At 67.0% G+C, this 25,363-nt stretch carries 27 protein-coding genes and 1 pseudogene; 10 read left to right on the top strand and 18 right to left on the bottom strand.

Annotated features, from left to right (window positions below):
* Positions 1-17 precede the first annotated feature (17 nt).
* A complete protein-coding gene (locus AC5LXX_RS22925) occupies positions 18-1,055 on the top strand; it encodes an alpha/beta hydrolase (protein ID WP_493413297.1) in 1,038 nt (345 codons plus the stop codon).
* Here AC5LXX_RS22925 and AC5LXX_RS22920 read toward each other — a convergent pair.
* Entirely contained in the window at positions 1,052-1,684 is a 633-nt protein-coding gene (locus tag AC5LXX_RS22920) for a LysE family translocator (RefSeq protein WP_493413296.1), read from the bottom strand. The two genes, AC5LXX_RS22925 and AC5LXX_RS22920, sit on opposite strands and share 4 nt — an antisense overlap.
* A 116-nt stretch (positions 1,685-1,800) precedes the next feature.
* Here AC5LXX_RS22920 and AC5LXX_RS22915 point away from each other — a divergent pair, with 116 nt between their 5' ends.
* The gene (locus tag AC5LXX_RS22915; protein WP_493413295.1) at positions 1,801-2,262 is read left to right on the top strand and encodes an Lrp/AsnC family transcriptional regulator; all 462 of its coding nucleotides are present in this window, start codon (positions 1,801-1,803) and stop codon (positions 2,260-2,262) included.
* Positions 2,263-2,380: 118 nt separating this feature from the next.
* On the opposite strand, the gene AC5LXX_RS22910 is transcribed toward AC5LXX_RS22915, so the two are convergent.
* Complete coding sequence (locus AC5LXX_RS22910) at positions 2,381-3,706, bottom strand: collagen-like triple helix repeat-containing protein (protein WP_493413294.1); 1,326 nt, start codon at positions 3,704-3,706, stop codon at positions 2,381-2,383.
* Positions 3,707-4,050: 344 nt separating this feature from the next.
* On the opposite strand from AC5LXX_RS22910, the pseudogene AC5LXX_RS22905 reads away from it, so the two are divergent.
* Positions 4,051-4,498: pseudogene (locus AC5LXX_RS22905) on the top strand (cupin domain-containing protein).
* Positions 4,499-4,507: 9 nt separating this feature from the next.
* Here AC5LXX_RS22905 and AC5LXX_RS22900 read toward each other — a convergent pair.
* From AC5LXX_RS22900 to AC5LXX_RS22855, 10 genes are all read right to left on the bottom strand, one after another.
* Complete coding sequence (locus AC5LXX_RS22900) at positions 4,508-4,855, bottom strand: copper-binding protein (protein WP_493413293.1); 348 nt, start codon at positions 4,853-4,855, stop codon at positions 4,508-4,510.
* A gap of 53 nt (positions 4,856-4,908) precedes the next feature.
* Positions 4,909-5,700, bottom strand: a complete 792-nt coding sequence (locus AC5LXX_RS22895; RefSeq protein ID WP_493413292.1) for a DUF2182 domain-containing protein — start codon at positions 5,698-5,700, stop codon at positions 4,909-4,911.
* A complete protein-coding gene (locus tag AC5LXX_RS22890; protein ID WP_493413291.1) occupies positions 5,697-6,341 on the bottom strand; it encodes a DUF1326 domain-containing protein in 645 nt (214 codons plus the stop codon). Before AC5LXX_RS22890 ends, AC5LXX_RS22895 begins: the two co-directional genes overlap by 4 nt.
* A 166-nt stretch (positions 6,342-6,507) precedes the next feature.
* The gene (locus tag AC5LXX_RS22885) at positions 6,508-6,807 is read right to left on the bottom strand and encodes a hypothetical protein (RefSeq protein WP_124447305.1); all 300 of its coding nucleotides are present in this window, start codon (positions 6,805-6,807) and stop codon (positions 6,508-6,510) included.
* A 219-nt stretch (positions 6,808-7,026) separates the two neighbouring features.
* Positions 7,027-7,275: a hypothetical protein gene (locus tag AC5LXX_RS22880; protein ID WP_493413290.1), complete on the bottom strand. Its 249-nt coding sequence runs from the start codon at positions 7,273-7,275 to the stop codon at positions 7,027-7,029.
* Positions 7,276-7,390: 115 nt separating this feature from the next.
* Positions 7,391-7,918 (bottom strand): acyltransferase, encoded by a 528-nt coding sequence (locus AC5LXX_RS22875; RefSeq protein ID WP_493413289.1) that lies wholly within the window; start codon positions 7,916-7,918, stop codon positions 7,391-7,393.
* Positions 7,919-7,920: 2 nt separating this feature from the next.
* Complete coding sequence (locus tag AC5LXX_RS22870; RefSeq protein ID WP_493413288.1) at positions 7,921-8,853, bottom strand: electron transfer flavoprotein subunit alpha/FixB family protein; 933 nt, start codon at positions 8,851-8,853, stop codon at positions 7,921-7,923.
* Between the two features lie 16 nt (positions 8,854-8,869).
* Positions 8,870-9,619, bottom strand: coding sequence for an electron transfer flavoprotein subunit beta/FixA family protein (locus AC5LXX_RS22865; RefSeq protein ID WP_493413287.1), 750 nt, complete (start codon positions 9,617-9,619; stop codon positions 8,870-8,872).
* A gap of 38 nt (positions 9,620-9,657) precedes the next feature.
* On the bottom strand, positions 9,658-10,446 hold the full coding sequence (locus tag AC5LXX_RS22860; RefSeq protein WP_322083399.1) for an SDR family NAD(P)-dependent oxidoreductase: 789 nt from the start codon (positions 10,444-10,446) through the stop codon (positions 9,658-9,660).
* A 62-nt stretch (positions 10,447-10,508) separates the two neighbouring features.
* Positions 10,509-11,345, bottom strand: a complete 837-nt coding sequence (locus AC5LXX_RS22855; protein WP_493413286.1) for an alpha/beta fold hydrolase — start codon at positions 11,343-11,345, stop codon at positions 10,509-10,511.
* A gap of 137 nt (positions 11,346-11,482) precedes the next feature.
* On the opposite strand from AC5LXX_RS22855, the gene AC5LXX_RS22850 reads away from it, so the two are divergent.
* From AC5LXX_RS22850 to dmpG, 6 genes are all read left to right on the top strand, one after another.
* Complete coding sequence (locus tag AC5LXX_RS22850; protein ID WP_493413285.1) at positions 11,483-12,262, top strand: SDR family oxidoreductase; 780 nt, start codon at positions 11,483-11,485, stop codon at positions 12,260-12,262.
* Between the two features lie 155 nt (positions 12,263-12,417).
* Positions 12,418-13,983, top strand: a complete 1,566-nt coding sequence (locus AC5LXX_RS22845) for a DUF1302 domain-containing protein (protein WP_493413284.1) — start codon at positions 12,418-12,420, stop codon at positions 13,981-13,983.
* 40 nt (positions 13,984-14,023) lie between these two features.
* Positions 14,024-15,406, top strand: coding sequence for a DUF1329 domain-containing protein (locus tag AC5LXX_RS22840; protein WP_493413283.1), 1,383 nt, complete (start codon positions 14,024-14,026; stop codon positions 15,404-15,406).
* A 109-nt stretch (positions 15,407-15,515) separates the two neighbouring features.
* Entirely contained in the window at positions 15,516-16,298 is a 783-nt protein-coding gene (gene dmpE / locus AC5LXX_RS22835) for a 2-oxopent-4-enoate hydratase (RefSeq protein WP_493413282.1), read from the top strand.
* 13 nt (positions 16,299-16,311) lie between these two features.
* The gene (locus AC5LXX_RS22830; RefSeq protein WP_174929456.1) at positions 16,312-17,211 is read left to right on the top strand and encodes an acetaldehyde dehydrogenase (acetylating); all 900 of its coding nucleotides are present in this window, start codon (positions 16,312-16,314) and stop codon (positions 17,209-17,211) included.
* 16 nt (positions 17,212-17,227) lie between these two features.
* Positions 17,228-18,259, top strand: a complete 1,032-nt coding sequence (gene dmpG, locus AC5LXX_RS22825) for a 4-hydroxy-2-oxovalerate aldolase (RefSeq protein WP_493413281.1) — start codon at positions 17,228-17,230, stop codon at positions 18,257-18,259.
* 153 nt (positions 18,260-18,412) lie between these two features.
* Here the strand turns inward: dmpG and AC5LXX_RS22820 are convergent, their stop codons facing one another.
* Together AC5LXX_RS22820 and AC5LXX_RS22815 are read right to left on the bottom strand one after the other, a co-directional pair.
* Positions 18,413-18,655, bottom strand: coding sequence for a hypothetical protein (locus AC5LXX_RS22820; protein ID WP_322083406.1), 243 nt, complete (start codon positions 18,653-18,655; stop codon positions 18,413-18,415).
* On the bottom strand, positions 18,652-19,899 hold the full coding sequence (locus AC5LXX_RS22815) for an alkaline phosphatase family protein (RefSeq protein WP_493413280.1): 1,248 nt from the start codon (positions 19,897-19,899) through the stop codon (positions 18,652-18,654). Before AC5LXX_RS22815 ends, AC5LXX_RS22820 begins: the two co-directional genes overlap by 4 nt.
* A 238-nt stretch (positions 19,900-20,137) precedes the next feature.
* Here AC5LXX_RS22815 and AC5LXX_RS22810 point away from each other — a divergent pair, with 238 nt between their 5' ends.
* Positions 20,138-20,311 carry an alpha/beta fold hydrolase gene (locus AC5LXX_RS22810; RefSeq protein ID WP_493413279.1) on the top strand — a complete coding sequence of 58 codons (174 nt, stop codon included), beginning with the start codon at positions 20,138-20,140 and terminating at the stop codon, positions 20,309-20,311.
* A gap of 171 nt (positions 20,312-20,482) precedes the next feature.
* On the opposite strand, the gene infA is transcribed toward AC5LXX_RS22810, so the two are convergent.
* The 4 genes from infA to AC5LXX_RS22790 all read right to left on the bottom strand — a co-directional run bounded on the left by infA (position 20,483) and on the right by AC5LXX_RS22790 (position 25,309).
* Positions 20,483-20,746, bottom strand: a complete 264-nt coding sequence (gene infA, locus AC5LXX_RS22805; RefSeq protein ID WP_048251091.1) for a translation initiation factor IF-1 — start codon at positions 20,744-20,746, stop codon at positions 20,483-20,485.
* Between the two features lie 469 nt (positions 20,747-21,215).
* Complete coding sequence (locus AC5LXX_RS22800) at positions 21,216-21,419, bottom strand: cold-shock protein (RefSeq protein ID WP_006483056.1); 204 nt, start codon at positions 21,417-21,419, stop codon at positions 21,216-21,218.
* A 282-nt stretch (positions 21,420-21,701) separates the two neighbouring features.
* Positions 21,702-22,781 (bottom strand): 3-ketosteroid-9-alpha-monooxygenase, oxygenase component, encoded by a 1,080-nt coding sequence (locus AC5LXX_RS22795; protein ID WP_493413278.1) that lies wholly within the window; start codon positions 22,779-22,781, stop codon positions 21,702-21,704.
* A 68-nt stretch (positions 22,782-22,849) separates the two neighbouring features.
* The gene (locus tag AC5LXX_RS22790) at positions 22,850-25,309 is read right to left on the bottom strand and encodes an efflux RND transporter permease subunit (protein ID WP_493413277.1); all 2,460 of its coding nucleotides are present in this window, start codon (positions 25,307-25,309) and stop codon (positions 22,850-22,852) included.
* Positions 25,310-25,363: the final 54 nt, after the last annotated feature.

Below are 25,363 nucleotides of genomic sequence, written 5' to 3'. Positions count from 1 at the left end.
CGGATGGAATTCAAGCGATGAAAAACAAACCTGACGGCGTCGTGCTGCCGAGCCGCGTCGTGCCCTTTCCGGCTTCGATCAGCGACGAAGCGCGAATCGCGTTGCAACGACTGGTCGGCGACGACGGCGTGCCGCTGAATGCGCTGCACGTCATGCCGGCGCCGGACGACGTCGATGCGTGGATGCGCGTGAAGGCGGCCGCCGACGAGCACTACGCGGCCGCCGTCGAGAAGCTTGCCGGGTATCTGCGTTCGAGCGTCGAGACGATCCGGGCCGGCCACGCGGACGTGCATGTCGCGACGCCCGAAGCGCCGGTTTCCGATGAATGCGCCTACATCGACCTGCATGGCGGCGCGCTGATCGTCGGCGGTGGCGCCGCGTGCCGCGCCGGCGCGCAGATGCAGGCCGACCGGCTCGGCCTTCGCTGCTACGGCGTCGACTACCGCATGCCGCCCGACCATCCGTATCCGGCCGCGCTCGACGATTGCATCGCCGCCTACACGTACGCGCTGGAACGCCACGCGCCGGAAAACATCGTCATCGGCGGACGCTCGGCCGGCGGCAATCTCGCCGCCGCGATGGTGCTGCGCGCCCGCGACGAAGGCCTGCCGCTGCCGGCCGCGCTGGTCCTCCTGTCGCCGGAAGCCGACCTGACCGAATCCGGCGACAGCTTCGAGACCAACCGGCTCGTCGACGTCGTGCTGCCGGCGTCGCTGATGGCGAACAACCTGCTCTACGCGAACGGCGCCGATCTCGCGCATCCGTATCTGTCGCCGCTGTTCGGCGACTTCTCGGCCGGTTTCCCGCCGACGTTCCTCCAGAGCGGGACGCGCGACCTGTTCCTGTCGAACGCCGTCCGCCTGCATCGCGCGTTGCGGCGCGCGCAGGTGCCGACCGAGCTGCACGTGTTCGAGGGAATGCCGCACGGCGGGTTCATGGGCGCGCCGGAGGATCTCGAACTGAGCCAGGAGATCGCGCGCTTCGTGCAGGCGCATGTGCGGGCGTTGCAAGCTGCCGAAGGCGTCCGACCGAACGGCGGCACGCTTCAGCGCTAGACAAGGCCCCGCACGCCCGCAACCAGCTGGATCACGCCAAATACCGCGACGACGGCGGCCGACACGCGCGACAACCCGTGCATGAACGCGAACGACATCCTCGTGCGCAGCGCGGCCGTCGCGCCGCTCAGGCACAGCCACCAGGTTGCCGAACCGACGAACACGCCGGCGACCATCCACTCGACCGCCGGCCGCATCGCCCCTTCGTTTGAACCCGACAGCGGGCCCAGCGCCGCGAAAATCCCGACGAACGACAGGATCGTCATCGGGTTCGACAGCGTCAGGCCGAACGTCGTCAGGAAGTCGCGCAGCACGGTCGTGCGCGGAAGGTCACGCTGCGGCGCCGACGCGGCCGGCGGCTGGCGCGCGATGGACCACGCAAGCCACACGAGGAACGCGCCGCCGGCGATCTTGAGGCCGACGGTCAGCATCGGGAATGCGGTGACGATGCCCGCGATGCCCAGCGCGCCGAGCAGGCCGTAGATTGCATCGGCGCACGCAGCACCGATGCCTGTCGCGAACCCTGCCTGAAAACCGCGGCTCAGGCTGCGCTGAATGCACAGCATGCCGATCGGGCCGACCGGCACCGCGATCGACAGCCCCATCACGACGGACTTGATGAACAGCATGGCCTGCTCCTTGCGACATGCAATAACTCGAACAGGCATCGTAGGGAAAATCCGGTCACCGCTGAATGCGGTTTTTAAGGAAAAATGGGGACTTCACCTTAAAAAATACCGCCGCGATGGATGATCTGGACTGGAAGGTACTGGCGCTGTTGCAGGCCAACGCCCGCATCAGCTATACGGAACTCGCGCGCCAGGTTCACCTGTCGGTGCCGGCGGTGACGGAGCGCGTGAGGCGCCTCGAGGCGTCCGGCGTCATCGAGGGCTATACGGCCCGAATCAATCCGGCCGCGGCCGGCTACCCGGTGAGCGCGCTGATCGGCATCACGGTGCCGCAGCCGGCCAAGGCCAAATTCCTCAAGCTGCTGGAAGCGATTCCCGAAGTCGTCGAATGCCGTCACGTGACCGGCGCGGATTCGTACGTGATGCGGTTCGTCGCGACCAGCATGACCCATCTCGAACAACTGATCGAGCGCATCAACCTGTATGGCGAAACGCGCACGTCGATCGTGATGTCGACGCCTGTGCCGGTGCGCGGGCTGGCGCGACCGCCGTCGAAGCTCGACGGCAATCGCGGCTGACGGGCTGATCGCCACTGTCGGCCGGGCCGCGCCGCGAAAGTCGCGAGCGGCGGCGGCCGGCCGATCTCAGGCCGGCGGCCGGCCACCCACCTTTCCCAGGATGACCGACGCGCTCCGGCTACTTGCCGGCGACTCCGCCCGTCACACCACCGAGCAGGCCACCCACCAGCGACGTAACGGGCGCGAGTGGATTGCCCGTGCCGCCCGACGCCGCACCGCCGCCCGTACCGGCTCCGGGCCCGTTTATCACCATCGCCGGCATGCCGCCGGCGACGCTGATCACCAGACCGGGAATCGGCGCGCCGCCGTTCGCGCCTTTCGGACTCACAAGACCGCCCGCATTGGTCACCGTGTTGCCGACCGCTGACACGACCTGGCCGACGGCGCCGACGATCGGCTGCGACGACGCCGACGCCACCTTGCCGCCCGCCGAGGTGATCGCCGCGCCGACCTGTCCGAGCAGGCCGGCAACCGGCTGTCCGAGGCCCGTTGCCGTGCCGACCTGCTGCGTGAGCTGGCCGGTGGTCGTGACGAGCGGCGTGATCGCGGTGCTGATCGCCTGCGTCGCCTGTTGCACCGGGCCCGACGACAGCGTCGAGCCGAGTGTCGCGCCGGCGCCCTGGAGACCGCCGGCAACCGTATCGAGCAGGCCGCCGACGGGCGCCGTGATCGGCGCCAGCGGTGCGAGCGGCCCGGTGCCGAGCGCCTTCGCGGTCTGGCTCAGGCCCGTGACCGGGCTGCTCGCCGAGCCGACGAGCGAGCCGAGGCCGGCAACGGTCGTGCCGACCGGATTCGATGCGATGCCGATCCGGCCGATCCCGTTGCTCACCGCATTGGCGGTATCGCGAATGATCGTGCCGGCGCCGTTGACCGTGTTGCCGAGTCCGGCCGTCGCGTCCTTGCCGACGGGAGGCGTCACGCCGTCGATCGTCGTGCCCGCGGCCATGACGACGCCGCCGACGGAACTGATGATGCCGTTCGTGCCCGGCGTGCCGCTGGTCCCGAAGCCGCTGGTGTTGCCGCTGCTCGAACCGCTGCTACTCGTGCCGCTGCTGCTCGTGCCGCTACTGCTCGTGCCGCTGCTGCTCGTGCCGCTGCTGCTCGTGCCACTGCTGCTCGTGCCACTGCTGCTCGTGCCACTGCTGCTCGTGCCGCTACTGCTCGTGCCGCTGCTGCTCGTGCCACTGCTGCTTGTGCCGCTGCTGCTTGTGCCGCTGCTGCTCGTGCCGCTGCTGCTCGTGCCGCTGCTGCTCGTGCCGCTGCTGCTCGTGCCGCTGCTGCTCGTGCCGCTGCTACTCGTGCCACTGGTCCCGCTCGTGCTCGCCCCGATGTTGTTGCCCGACAGCGTCGGCGCCGTGATGTCCCCGCCGCCGCATGCCGCCAGCGCACACGCCGCAGCAATGGCGGCGAGCGCGACATTCGCGTTGATGAAATGATTGTGCATGGAAGTCCCCGTCTGCTGTTCAACGTCGGGCTTCCAGCAAGCATCTACCGTGCCATCGCGATCAGGACCGCTGATGGTTCGGCGATCTCATCGGATCACGCCGTCCCGACGCCCCTCGCACGCACCACGCACGGCACCGCCGCCCGATCTTTCGGCGCACGCTCACCTTACGTTCCGATAACGCATGCGTAACACGAATCCGTTGTTACGTAGCACTGCACGTCAAACGACCGCGCGCTGCCTCGCCGCCTCCTCCGAGCGCCCCCAACGATGCTATCGTCGATACCTGCCCGAAAGCCTGCAATCCGCGCCGCCGGCGCCCCGATCCCCGGACCAGACAGACGATGAACAACCCCCGAGCCATTCTGAGCGCCGCCGATATCGCGGCGATGGAACCGGAGCACTCCGTCCATCCGCTGAACCCAAATGCCATCCGCCTGAAGCGGTCGCTGGGCGACGCGACCGGGCTGACGCAACTGGGCTTCCATCTGATGACGTTGATGCCGGGTCACGAATCGACCGAATATCACCGGCATCTGTACGGCGAGGAATGCGTCTACGTGCTGTCCGGATTCGGCGAGGCAACCATCGACGGCCAGACCTGTCCGGTCGGCCCGGGAGACTTCATGGGATTCCCGCGCGGCGGCCCCGCGCACACGATGGTCAATACCGGGGACCTGCCGCTCGTCTGCCGGCGATCGGCCGGAGCACGACGTGTGCGACTACCCGAAACTCGGCAAGCGGCTGTACAAGGCGGGCGCCAACAAGGTGTTCGTCGATCACGACGAATAGCGTCACCCGTCACGGCCGCTTGACGAGCTTCACGATCGTGAGCGTGCCATCGACGCGTTCAACCCGAACCCGGACCTTGTCGCCCGCATGCAGCGACGGGATCATCGCCACGTCGCCGACCTTGAACGCCATCGTCATCGGCGGCATCCCGACGTTGTCGAGCGCACCGTGCTTCAGCGTCACACGCCCGCGCCCGGCATCGACCGCCCTGACCTCGGCATCGGTCAGCTTCGCATCCGGCGCCGACATCGTCGTGTCGCCCATTTGCATGCCGGACATGTCGCCGCCCGCGAACACCGGCATCGCGACGACGGCCATCGCGCACCACGCGGCGACGGCATGAAACCAGGTCTTCATCGAGAGTCTCCCGACAGGCCCCGCAAGTTTCCACTGCAGGGCGGCACCGCCCGTCACACGATCAACGTCGCACCGGCCCACGCAATCAGCACGATGCCAAACGCGCGGCCGATGCGTTCGCCGCCGGGCAGGACCTTTTCCGCGAACACGAGGAACGACAACGCGGCAATCCACACGACGTTCATCACGCCGCCGACGAACAACAGCGCCATCAGCAGCCAGCAGCAGCCCACGCAGTACGCGCCGTGACGCACGCCGAGCAGAAAACTGCCGGCGATACCCGGACGCCAGTGCGCAACCAGGAACGCGGCCGGCGCACGGCATTGCTGCAGGCACGCGCGCTTCAGCGGCGAGAACTGATAGAGCCCGGCGAGCGCCAGGACGACAGCGGAAAGGACGGCGCTCTTCGACCACAGCATCATCGCGGAGATCAATCCGGCCGGCTGCAGCATCGCCTGCAGCAGCGCCGCGCCGATCGAGAACGCGAGCCAGGCCGTCAGGTAGCCGGCCAGCAGCGACACCGACGTGAACGCCGAGCCGGACGCCTGGCCGCCGCGATGCCGCAGCACGCGCCGGTACAGGATCACGAGCGGCGCCGCGCCGGGCGTCATCATCGCGATCATCATGACCCACCACATCGCGATCACGGTCGGCAGCGATGGATCCATGCTGCCCATGTCGTCCGCGAGACGGTGCGGAAAGAGCGCGAACGTCGTCATGTCCAGCGCCGACATGCCGGTCCCGGCGCCGGTCCACAGGTAGAACCAGCACACGCCGGCGAGCGCGGCCATCGCGAGCAGCGTAACGACGCGCTCGCGGCCGAGCCAGGTGTCGAACGGGGTCATGCCGCGACGCGATGCCGGATCAATCCGTGGTTGTTCATGTGCAGCCGCGCGAACTGCGCATAGGTGCCGTCGAGATTCAACACGATGTTGCCTTGCGAGCGCCCCGAGCCCGAGCCGATCTCCGCCACCTCGTATTCGAAACCGTGCGGCAGGTCGATCCGCGCGCGATGCTCGGCGCCCGTCACCGGGTTGCGGATCGGTTCGCCGGTTGCGTCGAACACGCCGTCGACGTGAATCCGGCCGCGCCGCGCATCGACATCGACGTCGAAATCGATCTTCGTGAAGATCGGATCGAACGCGTGCTCGAGCGTCGACGCGTACACCGAGAACATCGTCGCGAATGGATCGGTATCCTGACCGGTCATGATCTTCAGCACGGCATCGCGCTGCTCGGGGCTGGCACGCTCGTCGACGATCGGCTGGCACTTGCCCCTGCCTTCGTGAACGGCACCCGGCCACTGGAACACGACCGCGATCCTCACACCGTCAAGCGCCACGTCGCCGTAGTGGCCGCTGTCGATCGATATCGCCCCCATCGCTTCGCAATTGCCGTTGGTCGGCAACGCATTGAACTGGCACGGGCAACCGTATGAGCAATTGCAGCTGATCATTTCGGTACCCTGAATCTCCCACGGCGTCATGGCTCCACCTCGCGCTCGGTGACATATAAACGCTTCGAATCTAGTGCACGCAGTGGGGAAATCAAAGCAGGAATGGCGGCGTGAAAACCCTGTGTACCAGCTGCGCACGACGCGTGTCGGCACGCGCCCGCAACACGGTTTCGGCCACCGTCTCGCCGCCCCGATCTCAAACGAACAACGACGCGACGATCGCGCACCACACCGCACTCGCACCGCACAAAAACACGCGCCGCGCGACGAACATCCGCGACTCGTCGTCGGGTGTTTTCATCGGCGACGTCGCGAGAAACGGCACGCTGGCGAGGCACGCGAAGCCCGCGAGCGCGGGCACGATCACGACGTAGTCGCCGAACCGCCAGGGCAGCGGTTCGTGCAGCCCCCAGTAGCCGAGAAACAGCATGCCCAGCGAAAACATCGTCGCGGCCGCCGAACTGAGCGCGACCACCGATCCGGTCGGAAATTGCATGGGAGCCTCCCCTCGCGCCGTATGCGCGTTACAACGCATCCCGGCCGGAATCAACGTGATCTCGCCCGCGGGCAGCAGGCTTGTGCGTGGTTTTCCGGCTCGCTTGAATCCGCAACGGAATCGCCATCGAGCGGCGAATACGCGTTGTCACGAATTGACAGGATTGGCGCGAACGCCGGCTGTTTCGTGACCGTCCAGGGGAAAGCGTGCGCCACGCCTCTAACCCGGCTTCTTCCCCGACTGCGCAAACGTCATCCATCCGACCACCGCGGTGGCGACCCAGCAACACGTGAGCAGCAGGTCGAGATTCATCCAGCCCTCGAAATTCGCGCTGTTTTCGAAACTGCAGCGCTGACGGCCCCTGACCCACATGCAGCCGCTGATCAGTTGGTCGATGTGCATGTAGATGCTGTATGCCGCAACGGCCGAGGCGATGACGGCGACCCGCAGGCTCATGCTCTTTTTCATTGGTGCTGGACGCGTGTGGTGAACTCCTGCCGATCTTAAGCCAATGGCGATGTGTCACGCAATTGATCGGGTATCGTCCCGATTGACCGGCACGCATGAAAGATGTGCGCCCCGCTCACCCGTCGATCGGCGTGATCGTCCTCAGGCAGTCCGCCGCCAGTTGCTGATAGATCCGCGTGCCGTTCGCCTTCGCTTCGATCTCCGCGTCGCTCAACCGCCGCACGACGCGCCCCGGCACGCCCGCGAGCAGCACGCCGCCCGGCACGTCGTAACCGACCTTCACGAACGCGCACGCGGCAATGATCGTCGTCGCCCCGATCGTCGCGCCGTCCATCACGACCGCATTCATCCCGATCATCGTGTCGGGTTCGAGCGTCGCGCCATGCACGATCGCGCCGTGGCCGACGTGGCTGTTCACGCCGAGCCGGCATGTCTCGCCGATCCCGACATGCAGCACGCAGCCGTCCTGCACGTTGCTGCCGTCCTCCACGACGATCGCACCGAAGTCGCCGCGCAGGCTCGCATGCGGACCGATGTAACAGCGCGCACCGATCGTCACGTCGCCGATCACGACCGCGGTCGGGTCGACATATGCGGACGGGTCGACGCGCGGCCGCATCCCGTTGAATTCGAACAGCGGCATCGTCAAAGCGCCGCGACGGCTTCCGGCACGAGCGCGAACAGGTCGCCGACGAGGCCGTAGTCGGCCACGCTGAAGATCGGTGCCTCCGGATCCTTGTTGATCGCGACGATCACCTTCGAATCCTTCATGCCGGCCAGATGCTGGATCGCGCCCGAAATACCGACCGCGACGTACAACTGCGGTGCGACGATCTTGCCGGTCTGGCCGACCTGGTAGTCGTTCGGCACGTAGCCGGCATCGACCGCCGCACGCGATGCGCCGAGTGCGGCCTGCAACTTGTCGGCCAGCGGCTCCAGCACCTTCGTGTAGTTCTCGCCGCTGCCCAGGCCACGGCCACCCGACACGATGATGCTCGCGCTCGTCAGTTCCGGACGGTCCAGCTTCGTTACTTCACGGCTCACGAACTGCGACTTGCCGGCGTCTGCCGCTGCTTCGATCTTGTCGACCGATGCGCTGCCGCCTTCCGCTGCCACCGGATCGAAACCCGTCGCACGCACCGTGATGACCTTGATCGGGTCGCTCGATTGCACCGTCGCGATCGCGTTACCCGCGTAGATCGGGCGCTCGAACGTGTCGGCCGAATCGACCGCCGTGATGTCCGAGATCTGCGCGACGTCCAGCTTCGCGGCGATGCGCGGCGCGATGTTCTTGCCGTAGGCCGTCGCCGGCGCGAGGATGTGCGAGTAGTCCTTCGCGATATTCAGCGCGGTCGCCTCGACGTTTTCCGCCAGGCCTTCGGCCAGTTGCGGCGCGTCGGCCAGCAGCACCTTAGACACGCCGGCGATCTTCGCTGCCGCGTCGGCAGCCGCTTGCGCGTTGTGGCCCGCGACCAGCACGTGGATGTCGCCACCGATCTTCGCGGCCGCCGCCACCGTGTTCAGCGTCGCGGCCTTGATCGACGCGTTGTCGTGTTCTGCAATCACCAGAATCGTCATTTCTTTGCGCTCCCTCTTACAGCACCTTGGCTTCGGTCTTCAGCTTCTCGACCAGCGTCTTCACGTCCGGCACCTTCACGCCGGCTGCGCGCTTCGGCGGCTCGACCACCTTCAGCGTCTTCAGACGCGGCGCGACGTCCACACCGAGGTCTTCCGGCTTCACGGTTTCCAGCGGCTTCTTCTTCGCCTTCATGATGTTCGGCAGCGTCACGTAGCGCGGCTCGTTCAGGCGCAGGTCGGTCGTCACGACCGCCGGCAGCGTCAGCGACAGCGTTTCCGCGCCCCCGTCGACTTCGCGTGCAACCGTGGCCTTGCCATCGGCGATGGTGACCTTCGACGCGAACGTCGCTTGCGGGAGACCTGCCAGCGCGGCCAGCATCTGGCCCGTCTGGTTCGAATCGTCGTCGATCGCCTGCTTGCCGAGGATCACCAGCTGCGGCTGCTCCTTGTCGACCAGCGCCTTCAGGATCTTCGCGACGGCCAGCGGCTCGACGCTGTCGTTCGACTCGACGAGGATCGCGCGATCCGCGCCGATCGCCAGCGCCGTGCGCAGCGTTTCCTGCGCTTGCGTCACGCCCACCGACACCGCGATCACTTCGGTCGCGACGCCCGCTTCCTTCAGGCGCACGGCTTCTTCAACGGCGATCTCGTCGAACGGGTTCATCGACATCTTCACGTTCGCGATGTCGACGCCCGTCCGGTCGGATTTCACGCCGACCTTCACGTTCGCGTCGACCACGCGTTTCACTGCCACGAGCGCTTTCAACTGCCTGTCTCCTGTTCCGTTGCGTGCACCGCGCCGTATCAGCGCGCGGTATACCCGCCGTCGATCACGAGCTCCGCGCCCGTCACATAGCGGCCTGCCGGCGACACGAGATACAGGATGCCGGCCGCGATGTCGCGCGGGCTGCCGATCTTCGCCATCGGTACGTGCGTCTGCATGTACTCGAATGCGCGATCGGGGTCCTGCCCCATCTGGCGGAACGCGTCCTCGAGCATCGGCGTGCGGATATAGCCGGGATGCACCGAATTCGCGCGGATGTTCTTCGCCGCGTACAGCATCGCGTCGACCTTCGCCATCATCCGCACCGCAGCCTTCGACGCGTGATACGCGGGCACGTCGGGGCCGCCGACGATCCCGTACATCGACGACAGGTTCACGATCGACCCGCCGCCGGCTGCGTCGATATGCGGAATCGCCGCACGCGTGCACAGGAACACGCCGTTCACGTTCACGTCCTGCACGCGCTGCCACTGCGCGAGCGTGAGCTCGTGCGTCGGCACGTTGTGCCCTTCGATGCCCGCGTTGTTCACGAGCACGTCGAGGCGCCCGAAGCGCGCGACGATCTCGCCGAACACGCGCGCGACGTCGGCCTCGTGCGTCACGTCGAGCGACCAGAACGCGGCCTGGCCGCCCTGCGCGCGGATTTCCCCGACCAGCGCTTCCGCCGGTTGCGACAGCACGTCGAGAATCGCCACGCTCGCGCCGGCAGCAGCCAGCGTGCGCGCCGTCTCAGCGCCGATGCCGCGCGCGCCGCCGGTGATCGCGGCGACCTTGCCGCGCAGGTCGAACAGTTCTTCGATGAGTTTCATGGTGTCTCCGTAAATTCATACGGCCCGCCCGCATGCGCGGCGGCCTTCAAGGGCATCCGGCGTTATCGCGTGTTCCGCGTCGCAAGAAAATCGACGCATTCCCGATTGAAATAATCGGCGTGTTCTACCATCACCCAGTGGCCGCACCGGTTCATCAGCACGAAGCGCGCATCGCGACAGTGTTCGAGGAATTTCAGCGCGCCGCCGACCGGATTGAAGCGGTCGTCCGTGCCCCAGAAGCCGAGTATCGGGCAGCGCAGGTCGCCGAGTGCACCGGTCAGGTTCGGCACGCTCATCGTCGACAGCACTTCGGTCGGCTGCTCGACACACACCTTCATCCGCTCGGCGACGAGCGCGTCGGTGACGATCGCCGGATCGTGCACGAGCAGCGTCAGCAGTTCGCGCATCGTGTCGTCATTCATCTGGCGATTGGTGAACAGCTCCACCATCCGCTGGATTCCTTCCATCCGGAAATAGGTGTCGCGATCCTCGACACCGCCCGGCGCCATCATGATCAGCCCGTCGACTTCGTCCGGGTAGTCGAGCGCGTATTTGAGCGCGATCGCGCCGCCGAGCGAGTTGCCGAGCAGCACGGCCGGCCCGATCGCGAGCGCGGCCAGTTGCGCATGCAGCGCGCCGACGAAGAAATCGAGCGTATAGGCGACGTCGGACGGCTTCGACGACTGCCCGTAGCCCGGCAGGTCGACCACGATCGCACGGTAGCCGGCCGTCGCGAACGCCGGCACGTTGTGCTTGAAGTTGCTGAAACCGCTGGCGCCCGGGCCGCTGCCGTGAATGAACACCACCGGCCGGCCCTCGCCCACCTCGAAATGGTGCAGGCGCATGCCGCCCGGTACGTCGGTGAAGATGCCGGCCGGCGGCGTCGTGAGGGTCGTCATCGCGAGTTGTCTCCTTCGTCGTTCGATGGATGCCTGCCACGATGATTGCGCCGCCGGCGCCGGCCGGCATCATCCTTTCAGACTACGAAGCCGCGCGCGCTTCTTCCTATCATCGGCCCACCGAAACGGAGGCAACGATGAACGGATTCGACTACAGCGGCAAGACGGTGCTCGTGACGGGCGGCACCAAGGGCATCGGGCGGCGCATCGCCGAACGGTTTCTCGCGGCAGGCGCGCGCGTGTTCGTCTGCGGGCGCAGTGCGCCCGATACGCCGCCTTCGGCCGATGGCCGCTCGGCGGCCTTCATCGCGGCCGACCTGCGCGACGTCGAGCAGGTCGACGCGATGCTCGCGGCGATCCGCGAGACGGCCGGCGGCCTCGACGTGCTCGTCAACAACGCGGGCGGCTCGCCGTTCGCGCTCGCGGCCGATGCATCGCCGCGCTTCACCGAATCGATCGTACGGCTGAACCTGATCGCGCCGCTGCAGCTCGCGCAGCGCGTGAACGCGATCATGCAGCCGCAGCCGGCAGGCGGCGTGATGCTGTTCATCGCGAGCGTCAGCGCGTCGCGGCCGTCGCCCGGCACGGCCGCGTACGGCGCCGCGAAAGCGGGCCTCGTCAATGCGGTCGCGTCGCTCGCGGTCGAGTGGGCGCCGCGCGTGCGCGTGTGCGCGATCAGCCCGAGCCTCGTGCAGACCGAATCGGCCACCGAAGGCCACTACGGCGACGACGCCGCGCTCGACGCGATCCGCGCGACGATTCCCGCCGGACGGCTCGCGACGCCCGACGACGTCGCATCCGCCTGCCTGTTCCTCGCGTCGCCCGATGCGTCGTACACGTCGGGCACGAACCTGCGGCTCGACGGCGGCGGCGAACGGCCCGCGTTCCTGTCGGCCGCGCAATCCGACGCGCGCTGAACCACGCAATGCAAGTGGTGCGGGCAATTCTTTTCCAGTCCTAGGGAAGTCATCTAGTTCATTTCGACGATTCCCTGCTACCGCGATCTCCCTACTCTGCCTCTCACGACAACACACACAGTCGACCGTCGTCGATACCCCCAAGAGGAGACACCATGCATCAACGGATTTCGCGCCGTACCGACAAGCGGGCCACCGCCACGCTGTCGACGCTGGCCGCCGCGCTGCTGACGTGCGCCGTTCCCGGTGCGCATGCCGGCAGCACGATCGAGCTTGGCGCCGACACGACGCTGGACTATACGTTCACGCTCAGTTACGGCCTCGGCATGCGCACCCGCGCACCGAGCGGCAATCTGCTGACGCCGGCGAACATCAACGGCGACGACGGTGACCGCAACTTCGCGAAGAACAAGCTGATCGAGAACCAGGTCAGCCTGCTCGGCGAAGTGAACCTGAAGCACGACGACTGGGGTGTGTTCGTCCGCGCGGACACGTTCTACGACCAGGCCTATCGCCGCCCGAACTACAACGACGCGCCGGGCACGGTGAACCACGCGGGCCAGTACAACGACTTCACGAGCGATGCGCGCTACTGGTCGGGGGGCCACACGACGCTGCTCGCCGCGTATGCGTACAACACCTTCCACATCGGTTCGACGAGCCTGAACGTGAAGGTCGGCGACCAGGTGGTCGCATGGGGCGAAAGCCTGTTCTTCCCGAACATCGCCGGCGCACAGGGGCCGTCCGACGCGACCAAGTCGTACATGGCCGGCGCCGAGGTGAAGGACATCCTGCTGCCGGTGCCGCAGATCTCGACGCAGTGGCAGATCACGCCGAACTTCAGCCTGCTCGGCTACTACCAGTTCTCGTACCAGCAGAACCGGCTGACCGCGCCCGGCACGTACTGGAGCTACTCCGACGTCACGGGTCCCGGTGCGCAATACATCATCGGCCCGGGCGGCATGATCATTCCGCGCGGCCCCGACGACAAGCCGAGCGCGCGCAACCAGTGGGGTATCGGCGCGCGTGTGCGCGTGCTCGGCGACACCGAGATCGGCCTGTACCACCTGCACTACAACGACATGAACCCGAGCGTCGTCACGACGTACTTCCCGACGCTCCAGTATCAGCAGACCTATTTCAGCAACATCAAGCTGACCGGCGCGAGCTTCTCGACGCAGGTCGGCCCCGTGAACGTCGCGGGCGAGGTGTCGTACCGCCAGGGCGCGGCCGTGCTCGTCAATACGCCGACGGGCCCGCAGTCGACGCGCGCGAACGTGCTGCAGACCAACCTGTCCGGCATCTACTCGATCGGGCCGAGCTTCCTCGCGAACTCGCAGTCGCTGATCGGCGAACTCACGTACGTGCACGCCGGCAGCATCTCGGCGCTCGACGGCTCGACCACGCTCGCGAATTCACGCAATGCGCTCGCGATGGAGATCGCGTGGACGCTCAGCTACAAGAACGTGTTCAACGGCTGGGATCTCGACGTGCCGCTGACCTACACGCACGACCTGACGGGCACGTCGCCGCTCGCCGGTGCGCTCGGCTCGCTGACGGGCCAGGGCGACCACCGCGTGACGGCCGGCGTGACGTTCACGCGCCTGAGCAACCTGCAGCTGTCGCTCGTCTACGCGAAGTTCCTCGGTTCGCCGAATCCGGTCACGCGTCCGCTGTCGGATCGCGACTACGTGCTGGCCACGGCGACCTACCACTTCTGAGCGGCCCGGCCGCTCGTCATTCAGCAACAAGAGGATCGATATGAAACGCATTCATCTCCCCCTCCTGCGCGCGTCGGTGATGGCCGCGTGCGCGGTCGCCGCGACGGCGTCGTTCCCGAAGGTCACGCCGGACGACCTGAAGGCGCTCGACGGCCCGCTGACGCCGGTCGGCGCGGTGCGCGCCGCGAGCAAGGACAACGGCGTGCCCGAGTGGACCGGCAAGTGGCTCGGCACGCCGCCCGACGTGCAGTACAAGCGCGGCAGCCGCTACCCCGATCCGTTCGCGAGCGAGAAACCGATCGCAACGATCACCGCGGAAAACATGGCGCAGTACGCCGAGCACCTGACCGACGGCCAGAAGGCGATGTTCAAGCGCTATCCGGCCACGTTCAAGATCAACGTCTACCCGAGCCATCGCGACTTCCGCTTCCCGGACGCCCTCTACAAGGACATCCGCACGTACGCGCCCGAGTCGACGATGACGCCCGATGCGAACGGCCTGACGAACGCGCCGCCGACGGTGCCGTACCCGATCCCGAAGACGGCCGCCGAGCTGCTGTGGAACCAACGCTTCTCGTCGGCGATCGGCGCCGAGCAGGCGACCTACGACCAGGCGGTCGTGTACTCGGACGGCAACATCGCGTGGGGCAAGATTCGCTACGACATCTACTCGCCGCGCAACGTCGGCAAGTACGACGTGAAGAACGACCTGAACAACCGCACGTACTACCGCAACGCGACGGAGCTGCCGCTGTCCGACCGCGGCTCGCTGATCGTCGGCTTCCAGAACTGGGACAAGGCCGGCGCCGACAACGCGTCGCGCACCTGGATGTACAACCCCGGCACGCGGCGCGTGCGCCAGGCGCCCGAGTACGGGTACGACCAGCCGTCGGGCGCGGGCGGTTTCCGCACCGTCGACGACGACCGCCTGTACAACGGCCCCGGCGACCGCTACGACTGGAAGATCGTCGGCAAGCGCGAGATCTACGTGCCGTACGACAACTACAAGGTCATGGACAGCGCGATCAAGTACGGCGACCTGCTGACCAAGGGCCACGAGAACCCGGCGTACCTCCGCTACGAACTGCATCGCGTGTGGGTGCTGCAGGCGACACTGAAGAACGGCTATCGCCACCAGTATGCGAAGCGCGTGCTGTACATCGACGAGGACTCCTGGCAATCGCTGCTGGCCGACAACTACGATGCGCGCGGCCAGCTGTGGCGCACCAACGTCGCGACGTCGCTGTATGCGTTCGACGCGAAGACGTTCTATCCGAGCGCGGTGTTCTATCACGACCTGATTTCCGGCGCGTACTTCGCCGACCGCCTGACGAACGAAGGCCCGATGCCGAAGCTCGACAACAGCCCGCAGTTCAACGAGGCGTACTTCTCGCCGGACGCGATCCGCAGTTCGGGCAACTGATCGATCCACCGACTCGGCGCGGCCGCGACCCGCGCGCCGGAGCCCCGCTCCGGCGCACGACGCCGCCCGCGACGGCGGCTTTTTCCATTCGAGATTCGAGGGTACTTTCATGTCTTCCCGCCTGCATACGACGCTCGGCGACGAACTGTACGCCGCGTGGCACGCGCGTGCGCCGGTCGCGCCGCTGTCGAATCGTCCGCGCCGGCTGTCGCTCGACGACGCCTACCGCATCCAGCAGCGCTTCATCGAGCGTCGCATCCAACAGGGCGAAGCGGTCGTCGGCAAGAAGATCGGCGTGACGAGCCAGGCCGTGCAGGACATGCTGAACGTGCGCCAGCCCGATTTCGGCATCCTGCTGTCCGGCATGCACTACGCGGCCGGCGAGGCGATTGCCGCCGATTCGCTGATCGCGCCGCGCGCCGAAGGCGAGATCGCGTTCATCCTCGCGCACGACCTGCGCGGCCCCGGCATCGACCGCACCGACGTGATCGCCGCGACGGCCGCTGTCGCGCCCTGCTTCGAGATCGTCGATTCGCGCATCCGCGACTGGGCGATCCGCATCGAGGACACCGTCGCAGACAACGCGTCGTGCGGCGTATACGTGCTCGGCGATGCGCGCGTCGACCCGTGCTCGCTCGATCTCGCCGCGTGCGAGATGACGATCGACAAGAACGGCGAGCGCGTCGCGCAAGGGCGCGGCGACGCGGCGCTCGGCCATCCCGCCGACGCGGTCGCGTGGCTCGCGAACACGCTCGCCGCGTACGACGTGCCGCTGCTGGCCGGCGAGATCGTGCTGTCCGGCTCGCTCGCGAAACTGATTCCGGTCACGGCCGGCGACACGCTGTCGATGCACATCTCCGGCATCGGCAGTTGCGACGTCCGCTTTATCTAAAGGAACCATCCTGATGAAGAAAATCAAATGCGCACTGATCGGGCCGGGCAACATCGGCACCGACCTGCTATACAAGCTGCGCCGCTCGACGGTGCTCGAACCCGTGTGGATGGTCGGCGTCGATCCGGCATCCGACGGTCTCGCCCGTGCGCGCGAGTTCGGCCTGAAGACCACCGACAAGGGTGTCGACGGGCTGCTGCCGCACGTTGCCGCCGACGACATCCGCATCGCGTTCGACGCGACGTCGGCATACGTGCACCGCGACAACTCCGACAAGCTCACCGCGCTCGGCGTGAAGATGATCGACCTGACGCCCGCGGCGATCGGGCCGTACTGCGTGCCGCCGGTGAACCTCGACGCGCATCTCGACAGCGCGCAGGCGAACGTGAACATGGTGACCTGCGGCGGCCAGGCGACGATCCCGATGGTGTACGCGGTATCGCGCGTGCAGCCGGTCGCGTACGGCGAGATCGTCGCGACCGTGTCGTCGCGCTCGGTCGGCCCCGGCACGCGCAAGAACATCGACGAATTCACGCGCACGACGTCCGGCGCGATCGAACAGGTCGGCGGCGCACGCAAGGGCAAGGCGATCATCGTGATCAACCCGGCCGAGCCGCCGCTGATCATGCGCGACACGATCCACTGCCTGACCGACGGGCCGCCCGACGTCGACGCGATCACCGCGTCCGTGCATGCGATGGTCAAGGAAGTGCAACGCTACGTGCCCGGCTACACGCTGAAGAACGGGCCGGTGTTCGACGGCAATCGCGTATCGGTGTTCATGGAAGTCGAAGGGCTCGGCGACTACCTGCCGAAATACGCCGGCAACCTCGATATCATGACCGCCGCCGCGGCCGCCACCGCCGAGCGTTTCGCCGAACAGATGCTGGCCGCGACGGCCGCCACCGCTTGAGTCGAGGAGTCACACGATGTCACTTGCAGGCAAGAAGATCACCGTTCACGACATGTCGCTGCGCGACGGGATGCACCCGAAACGCCACCAGATCACGCTCGACCAGATGCGCAACATCGCGCGCGGCCTCGACGCGGCCGGCGTGCCGCTGATCGAGGTCACGCACGGCGACGGCCTCGGCGGCGCGTCGGTCAACTACGGTTTCCCTGCCCATACCGACGAGGCGTACCTGAGCGCCGTGATTCCGGAGCTGAAGCAGGCGAAGGTGTCGGCGCTGCTGCTGCCCGGCATCGGCACCGTCGAGCACCTGCGCATGGCGCACGCGCTCGGCGTCGGCACGATCCGCGTCGCGACGCACTGCACCGAGGCCGACGTGTCGGAGCAGCATATCGGCCTTGCGCGCACGCTCGGGCTCGATACTGTCGGCTTCCTGATGATGGCGCACATGTCGTCGCCGGAGCAACTCGTCGTGCAGGCGAAGCTGATGGAGTCTTACGGCGCGAACTGCATCTACATCACCGATTCGGCGGGCCACATGCTGCCCGACGACGTGACCGCACGGATCGGCCAGGTGCGCGACGCGCTGAAGCCGGAGACGGAACTCGGCTTCCACGGCCACCACAGTCTCGCGATGGGCGTCGCGAACTCGGTTGCGGCGGTTGCGGCCGGCGCGAACCGGATCGACGCGGCCGCGGCCGGCCTCGGCGCCGGCGCGGGCAACACGCCGATGGAAGTGTTCGTCGCCGTGTGCGACCGGATGAGGATCGAGACGGGCGTCGACGTGTTCGCGATCTCGGACGTCGCCGAGGATCTCGTCGTGCCGATCATGGACGCGCCGATCCGCCTCGACCGCGATGCGCTGACGCTCGGCTATGCGGGCGTCTACTCGTCGTTCCTGCTGTTCGCGAAGCGCGCGGAGGCTAAGTACGGGATTCCGGCGCGCGACATTCTCGTCGAGCTGGGCCGGCAGCGGCTCGTCGGCGGCCAGGAGGACATGATCGAGGATGCGGCGCTGACGATGGCGCGGGCGCGGGCGGTGGCGGCCTGAGCGGACGGAATCACGAGCGCAGCGATGAACGCTGTGCGCTGCCGCGCACGACTTGCGCGCGCCAATGTTTGCCGGCGCGCTGGTCCAACTGACGGGCGCGGTGGTGTCGGCGGTGAGCGTGCAACATGCAGCGTGACCCACCGCTCCTCCGGCTCAGCGATGTTTCCCGCCGTGCTTGCGCGCCCGATGCTCGGCGCGCTTTTGCAGCAGCGCCGGCATCAGCTCCTCGATATATTGCCGCGCCTGTCCGCGCGTGACGATCTCGCTGAATCGCTGATGCGCCTTGTCCTGGCCAACCAGCGCCGCATGCGCTTTGCGCAGGATGTGCAGATACGCGATCAGGCTCGTGCCGTCGCGCACGGGCAGCGCATCGCGCGGGTCCGGGGTCGTACTCATGTTCCGATCCTTTGCGGACAATCCGTCCGGCACGTTGTCGTCACGAGCGATAGCAGGTCGTTGGCAAGGCGGTCGCGATCGGTCAGCGGCGCGAAGCCGAACAGCCGCTCGAGCGTCGCGGCGACCGACGCATGGTCGTACAGCGTGTGATCGACCTGCCCGGCCGCGACCCACGGCGAAATCACGATTCCCGGCACGCGCACGCCGTACACGTCGAAGCCGAAGCCGCTCGCGTTCAGCGTCGCGGCCGCGCCGTCGTTCGGCGGCGGCGCGGCGCCCGGCTTGACCGAATCGTAGAAGCCGCCATGCTCGTCGTAGACGATCACGAACAGGCTGCTGTTCCACACCGGTGAATTGCGGATCGCGTTGTACACGCGCGCGGCGAGCTGGTCGCCGCCGGCCAGCCCGTCCATCGGATGCTGCGAACTGCCGTTTCGATAGGTGCCGTGCACGATGTCGCCGTAGCCGGGTTCGATGAACGTGTAGCGCGCCGTGTAGCCGGCCGCGAGATCGGCTTCGAAATGCGCGAGATCGTCGATGTCGAAGAAGCTGACGCCCTTCAGCGACGCGACCTGCGGCACGTGGCCGAGCGGGTCGCCCGTCTGGTCCTGGTAGATGCGCCAGTTGCCGTCGCCGAGCGCGCCGAAGATCGAGCCCTTCGGATAGGGAAAGCCGTCGAATGCGTCCCATCCGGCCATCTCTTCCTTGGTCGGCGAATGGTCGAGCCCGGCCGACGACGCGCCGTGCAGGAAGAAGCGGTTCGGCCAGGTCGGCCCCGGCATCGACGCATGCCACGCGTCGCACAGCACGAACGCGTTCGCGAGCGCGTACAACGACGGCGCCTGCGTCGCGACGTCGACACCCTGCATGATCTTGCCCGCGTCGGCCGGCTGCGGCGGCGTGCCTTCCGAGCGCGACGTCGCGTAATTCGACACGAAGCCGGAATTGCCGATGGGCGGATAGGCCTGCCCTTTCACGAACGGCACGCCCGCGCCGCAGAGCTGCTCGAGCACGTCGGTGAATTCGTGGCACGGATCGGTCGGCATCAGGTCGGGCGCACCGCAGCCGAACGGATAGACCGCGCCGCCGTACGCGTTGCTGTTGCCCGGCGATGCGGCGACGATGTCGGGATAGCCCGACAGCGCGAACAGGTGATCGAAGGAGCGGTTCTCGAGCATCAGCACGAACACGTGCTGGATGCGGTCCTGAACGGACGGGGATGCGGGGGCTGCGTCTGCACTCATGGCGCCTCCTGGCGTCGCGCGACGAATGTCCGGCTGCACGGTCGCAGGCCCGCTGAAAGCCACTGAAGGGATTGAAAGCCACGCGCGCGGGCCGCGAGTTGCCGACGAGTGTACGACTGCGCCACCCCGCGCGTAAAGCGTCATACGAACGGCGTCACCGCCTGCCGGTTCAGCCGTCGGCCGATGTGGTTTTCAGCGCGACGACATCCGCGGGCTCGATACGCGCTTTCTGGTGATCGTGGGCGACAAGGATCCGGGGCTCGACACGGCGGCGATGCAGGCGACGTTCCTCGCATGGCATCCGAACGCGCGGCTCGTGACGATACCGAATTGCGGGCATTACCCGATGCAGGAATGTCCGCCGTACTTCGCGATGATCGTCGAGGATTTCCTGCGGGACGCGGCTGCCTGAGCGTTGCGCACGCGCAGTAGCCGGTAAAGGCGGGGCTGGCCGCCGCGGCGCGATGGCGCCGCCGGCGACCGACGAACGGCATGCAACGTGCCGTTCATCCGGTTCGTCCGGCCGAGTGGCCGGAAGGATGTCGACCGCGTGCGCGATGTGCCGCGCACCGATCGTTGCCGCTTAACGACGCGGCTGGCCGGTTCGCGGCGGACGCGGGGAGTTCGCGTCCTTGTGACGGAAGTTGATGCGGCCCTTCGTGAGGTCGTACATCGACAGTTCCAGCGTCACGCGGTCACCCGCGAGAATGCGGATGTGGTTCTTGCGCATGCGGCCCGACGCGTACGCGCCAACCACGACGCCGTTTTCCAGCGTCACACGGTATTTGCTGTCCGGCAGCACTTCGTCGACGATTCCGTCGAGTTCCAGCAGTTCTTCTTTTGCCAAACCAATTCCTCCAGACAAGGTGATAGACCGCGGCCGCGGCGATCTGCCCGGCGCCGTATCCCGCAACGGGACGGCCGCCGGCAGGCTGCCGGGGATCGGTTCGTTCAGACGGGCAACGGGCCTGTCTTGCGATCGGAGCCCGGCGCGTTGCGGCGGTCGGGCGGTCGGTGGCGGCGGCGGGATGAGCGCCGCGCAAGTCGGGACCGCGCCGGCTACGACATGGTGGCGGCGGTCTGCTCAGGTTGATGCGTTGAAGCGGTGATACGCTCGCGAAGCGGCGAGCGCTGTACGAGGGCGTTACGTCGCACGCCGTTCAGGCATGCGAGGAGGGAGGCGTCACGACCGATGCATCGTGAATGTCGCGATGCATCGGTCGTGCGCATCGGAACGCGCTGGCGCCGCCAAAGCGGCGCGTCGCGCAAAACTCCATCCGGCAGCGGCCGCCGCTGGCGACCGATGCCGATGCGGCTTACTGCGGCGTGATGTTCGACGCTTGCAGACCCTTCGGGCCGCGCTTCACTTCGAAGCTGACCTTCTGGCCTTCGGCCAGGGTCTTGAAGCCCGTGCCGCGAATTTCCGAGAAATGGGCGAACAGATCGTCGCCGCCGTTGTCCGGGGAAATGAAACCAAAGCCCTTGGTTTCGTTGAACCACTTGACGGTACCGGTATCCACAAATACTTCCTTAATACAAATAATTGAACATGCGCCCACGACGGGCACAGAAAGACTCAAAGAGGGAGAGACCAACGACTGCCGCACGGAATGCGGCCAATGATGAGCAATCGGACTTCTTGAACACTTCGACCATAGACACTACGCTGTCTCAGCCGGTTCGTCAAGCCATTTCGATGCAGTGCAGCATGCGATCGCCTCGAGCGCCTTATGCGGCGGGCGTGACCGGCCGACGGGGCACCTATCGTTACCTCCCCGTTTTCGGCCGGCCTGCCCGCTTTTTTACTGCGGCTCGAACACGTGATGCAGCGCCGGCGGCTCGCCGCCGTCGCGAATCCGCATCTCGAACGCCTTGCGCGCGACGCTGGACGGCCGCACGTCGGCCACGTCCAGGTAGAACTGCGCGTACCAGTCGCGCATCTGGTACAGCGGCCCGTCGCCCTCGCACAGCAGCGGGTTGTCGATCCGCGTCTTGCTGTGCCAGATGTCGACGTCCTCGTAGAACGCGCGCTGCGCTTCCTTCACGTACGCGTTCGCGATCTCCATGTTCTGCTCGTCGGTCAGCCCGGCCACCTTCTTCACGATCACGCCGTAACGCAGCTCGAAGCTGTTCATGTCGATCGGCACGTGGCAGTTCAGCAGCACCGAATGGATCGGCTGCCCGTTGCTCTGCCCCGTCATCTGCGTGATGTGCACGGCCGGCCCGAAATAGGTCGACAGCGCGGTCAGGCTGTCGCCGCCGAGCTTCTCGCTGCGGCCGACCATCAGTTGCGTCGCCTTGTGGTCCTCGAACAGGTTCGCGAAATAGTCGATCGGCGCATGGTGCACGGTCGCGAAATGCGCGACGTCCGAGATGTTGTCGACCAGCTCGCGGCAGTTGGCCTGGATCACCATCTTGTCGACGACCCAGCCCGACCATTCGTCGGAAAAGCACACGTCGAGGCGCGGAATCGCGACGTCGACCGGCGGCGCATTGCCTTCCGGGTCGTTCCACACGAACAGCAGGTTGTTTTCCTCGCAGGTCGGCCACGCGCCGATGCGCGCCTTCGGCGGAATCCGCTTGCAGTACGGGATCGACGCGCACTGCCCTTCGCCGCTCCACGCCCAGCCGTGGAACGGGCACACGAGGTTGTCGCCTTCGACCGTGCCGAGGCTCAGGTCGGCGCCCATGTGCGGGCAGTACGCGTCGACGATGTTGACCTTGCCGGTCGAATCGGCGAACGCGGCGAGCTTGCGGCCGAAGACGTTCAGCGTGTGCGGCTTGCCGTCCTTGTAGTCGCGGGCGAGCCCGAGGCAGTGCCAGCCGCGCGCATAGCGCTGCGCGAGCGGCTGGGCTTCGATCTTGTAAGGGCGTGCGGACATGTGGGTTGACTCCTTCTTTGGGAGAACGCGCGACGGCCGGCCGCGCGCGGGGGAAATGGGAGCGCCGTTCAGCGCATCGGGTTGCCGGGTTCGAGCGCGGGCGACGGCTTCAGCGGCGCCGGGGCCGCCGACGTCTGCGGCCGGGGCGACACGCGACGCTCGGCACGTTCGACGCCGAGCCACGCGGCGAGCGCGGGCAGCAGAAAGACCGCGCCGAACAGGTTCACGAGGAACATGAACGCGAGCAGCACGCCCATGTCGACCTGGAACTTCAGCGCGGAGAACGCCCACGTGCCGACGCCGATGAACATCGTGACGGCCGTGAACAGCGCCGCGGTGCCGCGCTGGCGCATCGCGTCGGCAAATGCGTCGGGCAGCGTCGCGCCGTGGCGGATGTCGTGCTGCAGGCGCTCGTACAGGTAGATCCCGTAGTCGACGCCCACGCCGACGCCGAGCGTGATCACCGGCAGCGTCGCGACCTTCAGCCCGATGCCGAGGCGCGCCATCACCGCATTGCACAGGATCGACACGAGCGTGAGCGGCACGATGATGCACAGCACCGCGCGCCACGAGCGGAATGTCGCCGCGCAGAGCAGCGCGATCGCCCCGAAGATCGACAGCAGCATCGCGATCTCCGCGTCGCCAACGGCCTCGTTGGTCGCGGCCATCACGCCGACGTTGCCGCCCGCGAGCCGGAACGCGACGTTCGGCGTCGGGTTCTCGGCCGCGAAACGCCTGATCTCGTCGACGATGTGCGCGATGGTCGTGCCTTCGTGATTCTTCGTGTAGATCAGCACCTGGATCGCCTTGCAGTTTGCGGTGTTCATCCCGTTGTCGGGATCGAACGCGCTGGAACCCTGCGTGAGCCCTTCGCTGGAGCGCGGCAGCGCGGCCCAGCGCGGGTTGCCTTCGTTGAACGCGGCGATGAACACCTTGCCCTGCGACGCGACGCTCGTCACCGACTGCACGCCGGCCACGCCGCGCATGGTCATCTCGAACTTCTCGATCGCGCTCATCACCGGGTAATGCAGGCACGCGTCGTCGAAGCCGGTCGTCTCGACGATCACCGACAGCACGTCGACGCCGATGTTGTACTGGTGCGTGATCGCCGCGTTGTCGATGTTGTAGCGCGAGTTCGTGCGCAGCTCCGGCGCGCCCGTGCCGATGTCGCCGATCTCCAGCTTGCGCGACTCGAGCGCGCCGTACGCGAGCAGCACGAGCGCCACCGCGAACACGCCGAGCGCCGGCGCCGGCCGCGCGAACACGGCGAAGCGCAACCACATCCGGCTGCCGCCGGCCGCCGCCGTGCGCTGCGCACGCGCCAGCGTGCCGCGTTCGAGGCGCGTGTACGACAGCAGGATCGGCAGGAACACCTTGTTCGTCACGATCATCAGCAGCACGCCGAGGCACGCGGTGATGCCGAGTTCGCGCACGATGTCGATCCTGATCCGCATGATCACCATGAAGCCCAGCGCATTCGTCAGCAGCGCGACGGTGCCCGGCACGAACAGCTTGCGGAACGCGTCGCGTGCGGCGTCGGCCGACGACGCGCCGCGCACCAGCGCCTGCTTCCACGCGTTGGTCATCTGCACCGCGTGCGACACGCCGATCGAGAAGATCAGGAACGGCACGAGGATCGACATCGGGTCGATGCCGAGCCCGAGCAGCGGCAGCGAACCGAGCAGCCAGACGACCGGCAGCAGCGCGACGACGAGCGCGAGCACGGTCGTCTTCAGCGAGCGCGTATAGGCGAGCAGCAGCGCGGCCGTCACGAGGAACGCAAGCGCGAAGAACGCCATCACGCCCGCGATGCCGTTCTCGACGTCGCCGACCAGCTTCGCGAAGCCGATGATGTTCACGTCGATGCCCTGCTTCGCGACCTTCGCGCGGATCTCTTCGAGCTGGCGCGCGACCGCGCTGTAGTCGAGCCGCTTGCCGGTCGCCGGATCGGTCTCGCGCAGCTCCGCGCGGATCAGCGCCGACTTCAGGTCGTTGCCGACGAGGCGGCCGATCTGCCCGGAGCGGGCGACGTTGCGGCGCACCTTCGCGAGATCGTCCGGGTTCGCGCTGGAGAACTGGCCGGGCACGACCACGTCGCCGCGGAAGCCGGCCTCGGTCACTTCCGTGTAGTGGACGTTCGGCGTGAACAGCGAGAACACGCGCGAGCGGTTCACGCCGGGGATGAAGAACACGTCGTCGGTCGCGTGGCGCAGCGCGTCCATGAACGTCTGGTTGTAGATGTCGCCGTCGCCCTTCCAGCGCAGGCTCACGAGGATCGTGTTCGCGCCGGGGAACGCGCCCGCATAGCGCTCGAACACCTGCATGTACGGGTGCTGCATCGGGATCATCTTGTTGAAGCCCGGATCGAGCTTCAGGCGCGTCGCGGACAGTCCGAGCGCGAGCGTCACCGCGACGCACAGCAGCATCAGCAGCTTGCGCCGGCGGATGATCGTGTCGGCGCAGCGCTCGACGAACGTCGCGAGACGCGACGCGGGAACCGCTTCAGGGGGGCGTGACAGGTCGTTCATGGATTTCTCGTGTCGGTACGGACGGGCGATGCGAAACGAACGGTTGCATGCGGA

The sequence above is a fragment of the Burkholderia torrens genome (assembly GCF_984668525.1).
The sequence above is the reverse complement of the archived record's forward strand: the minus strand, read 5'-3'. Positions and strand labels throughout refer to the sequence as shown.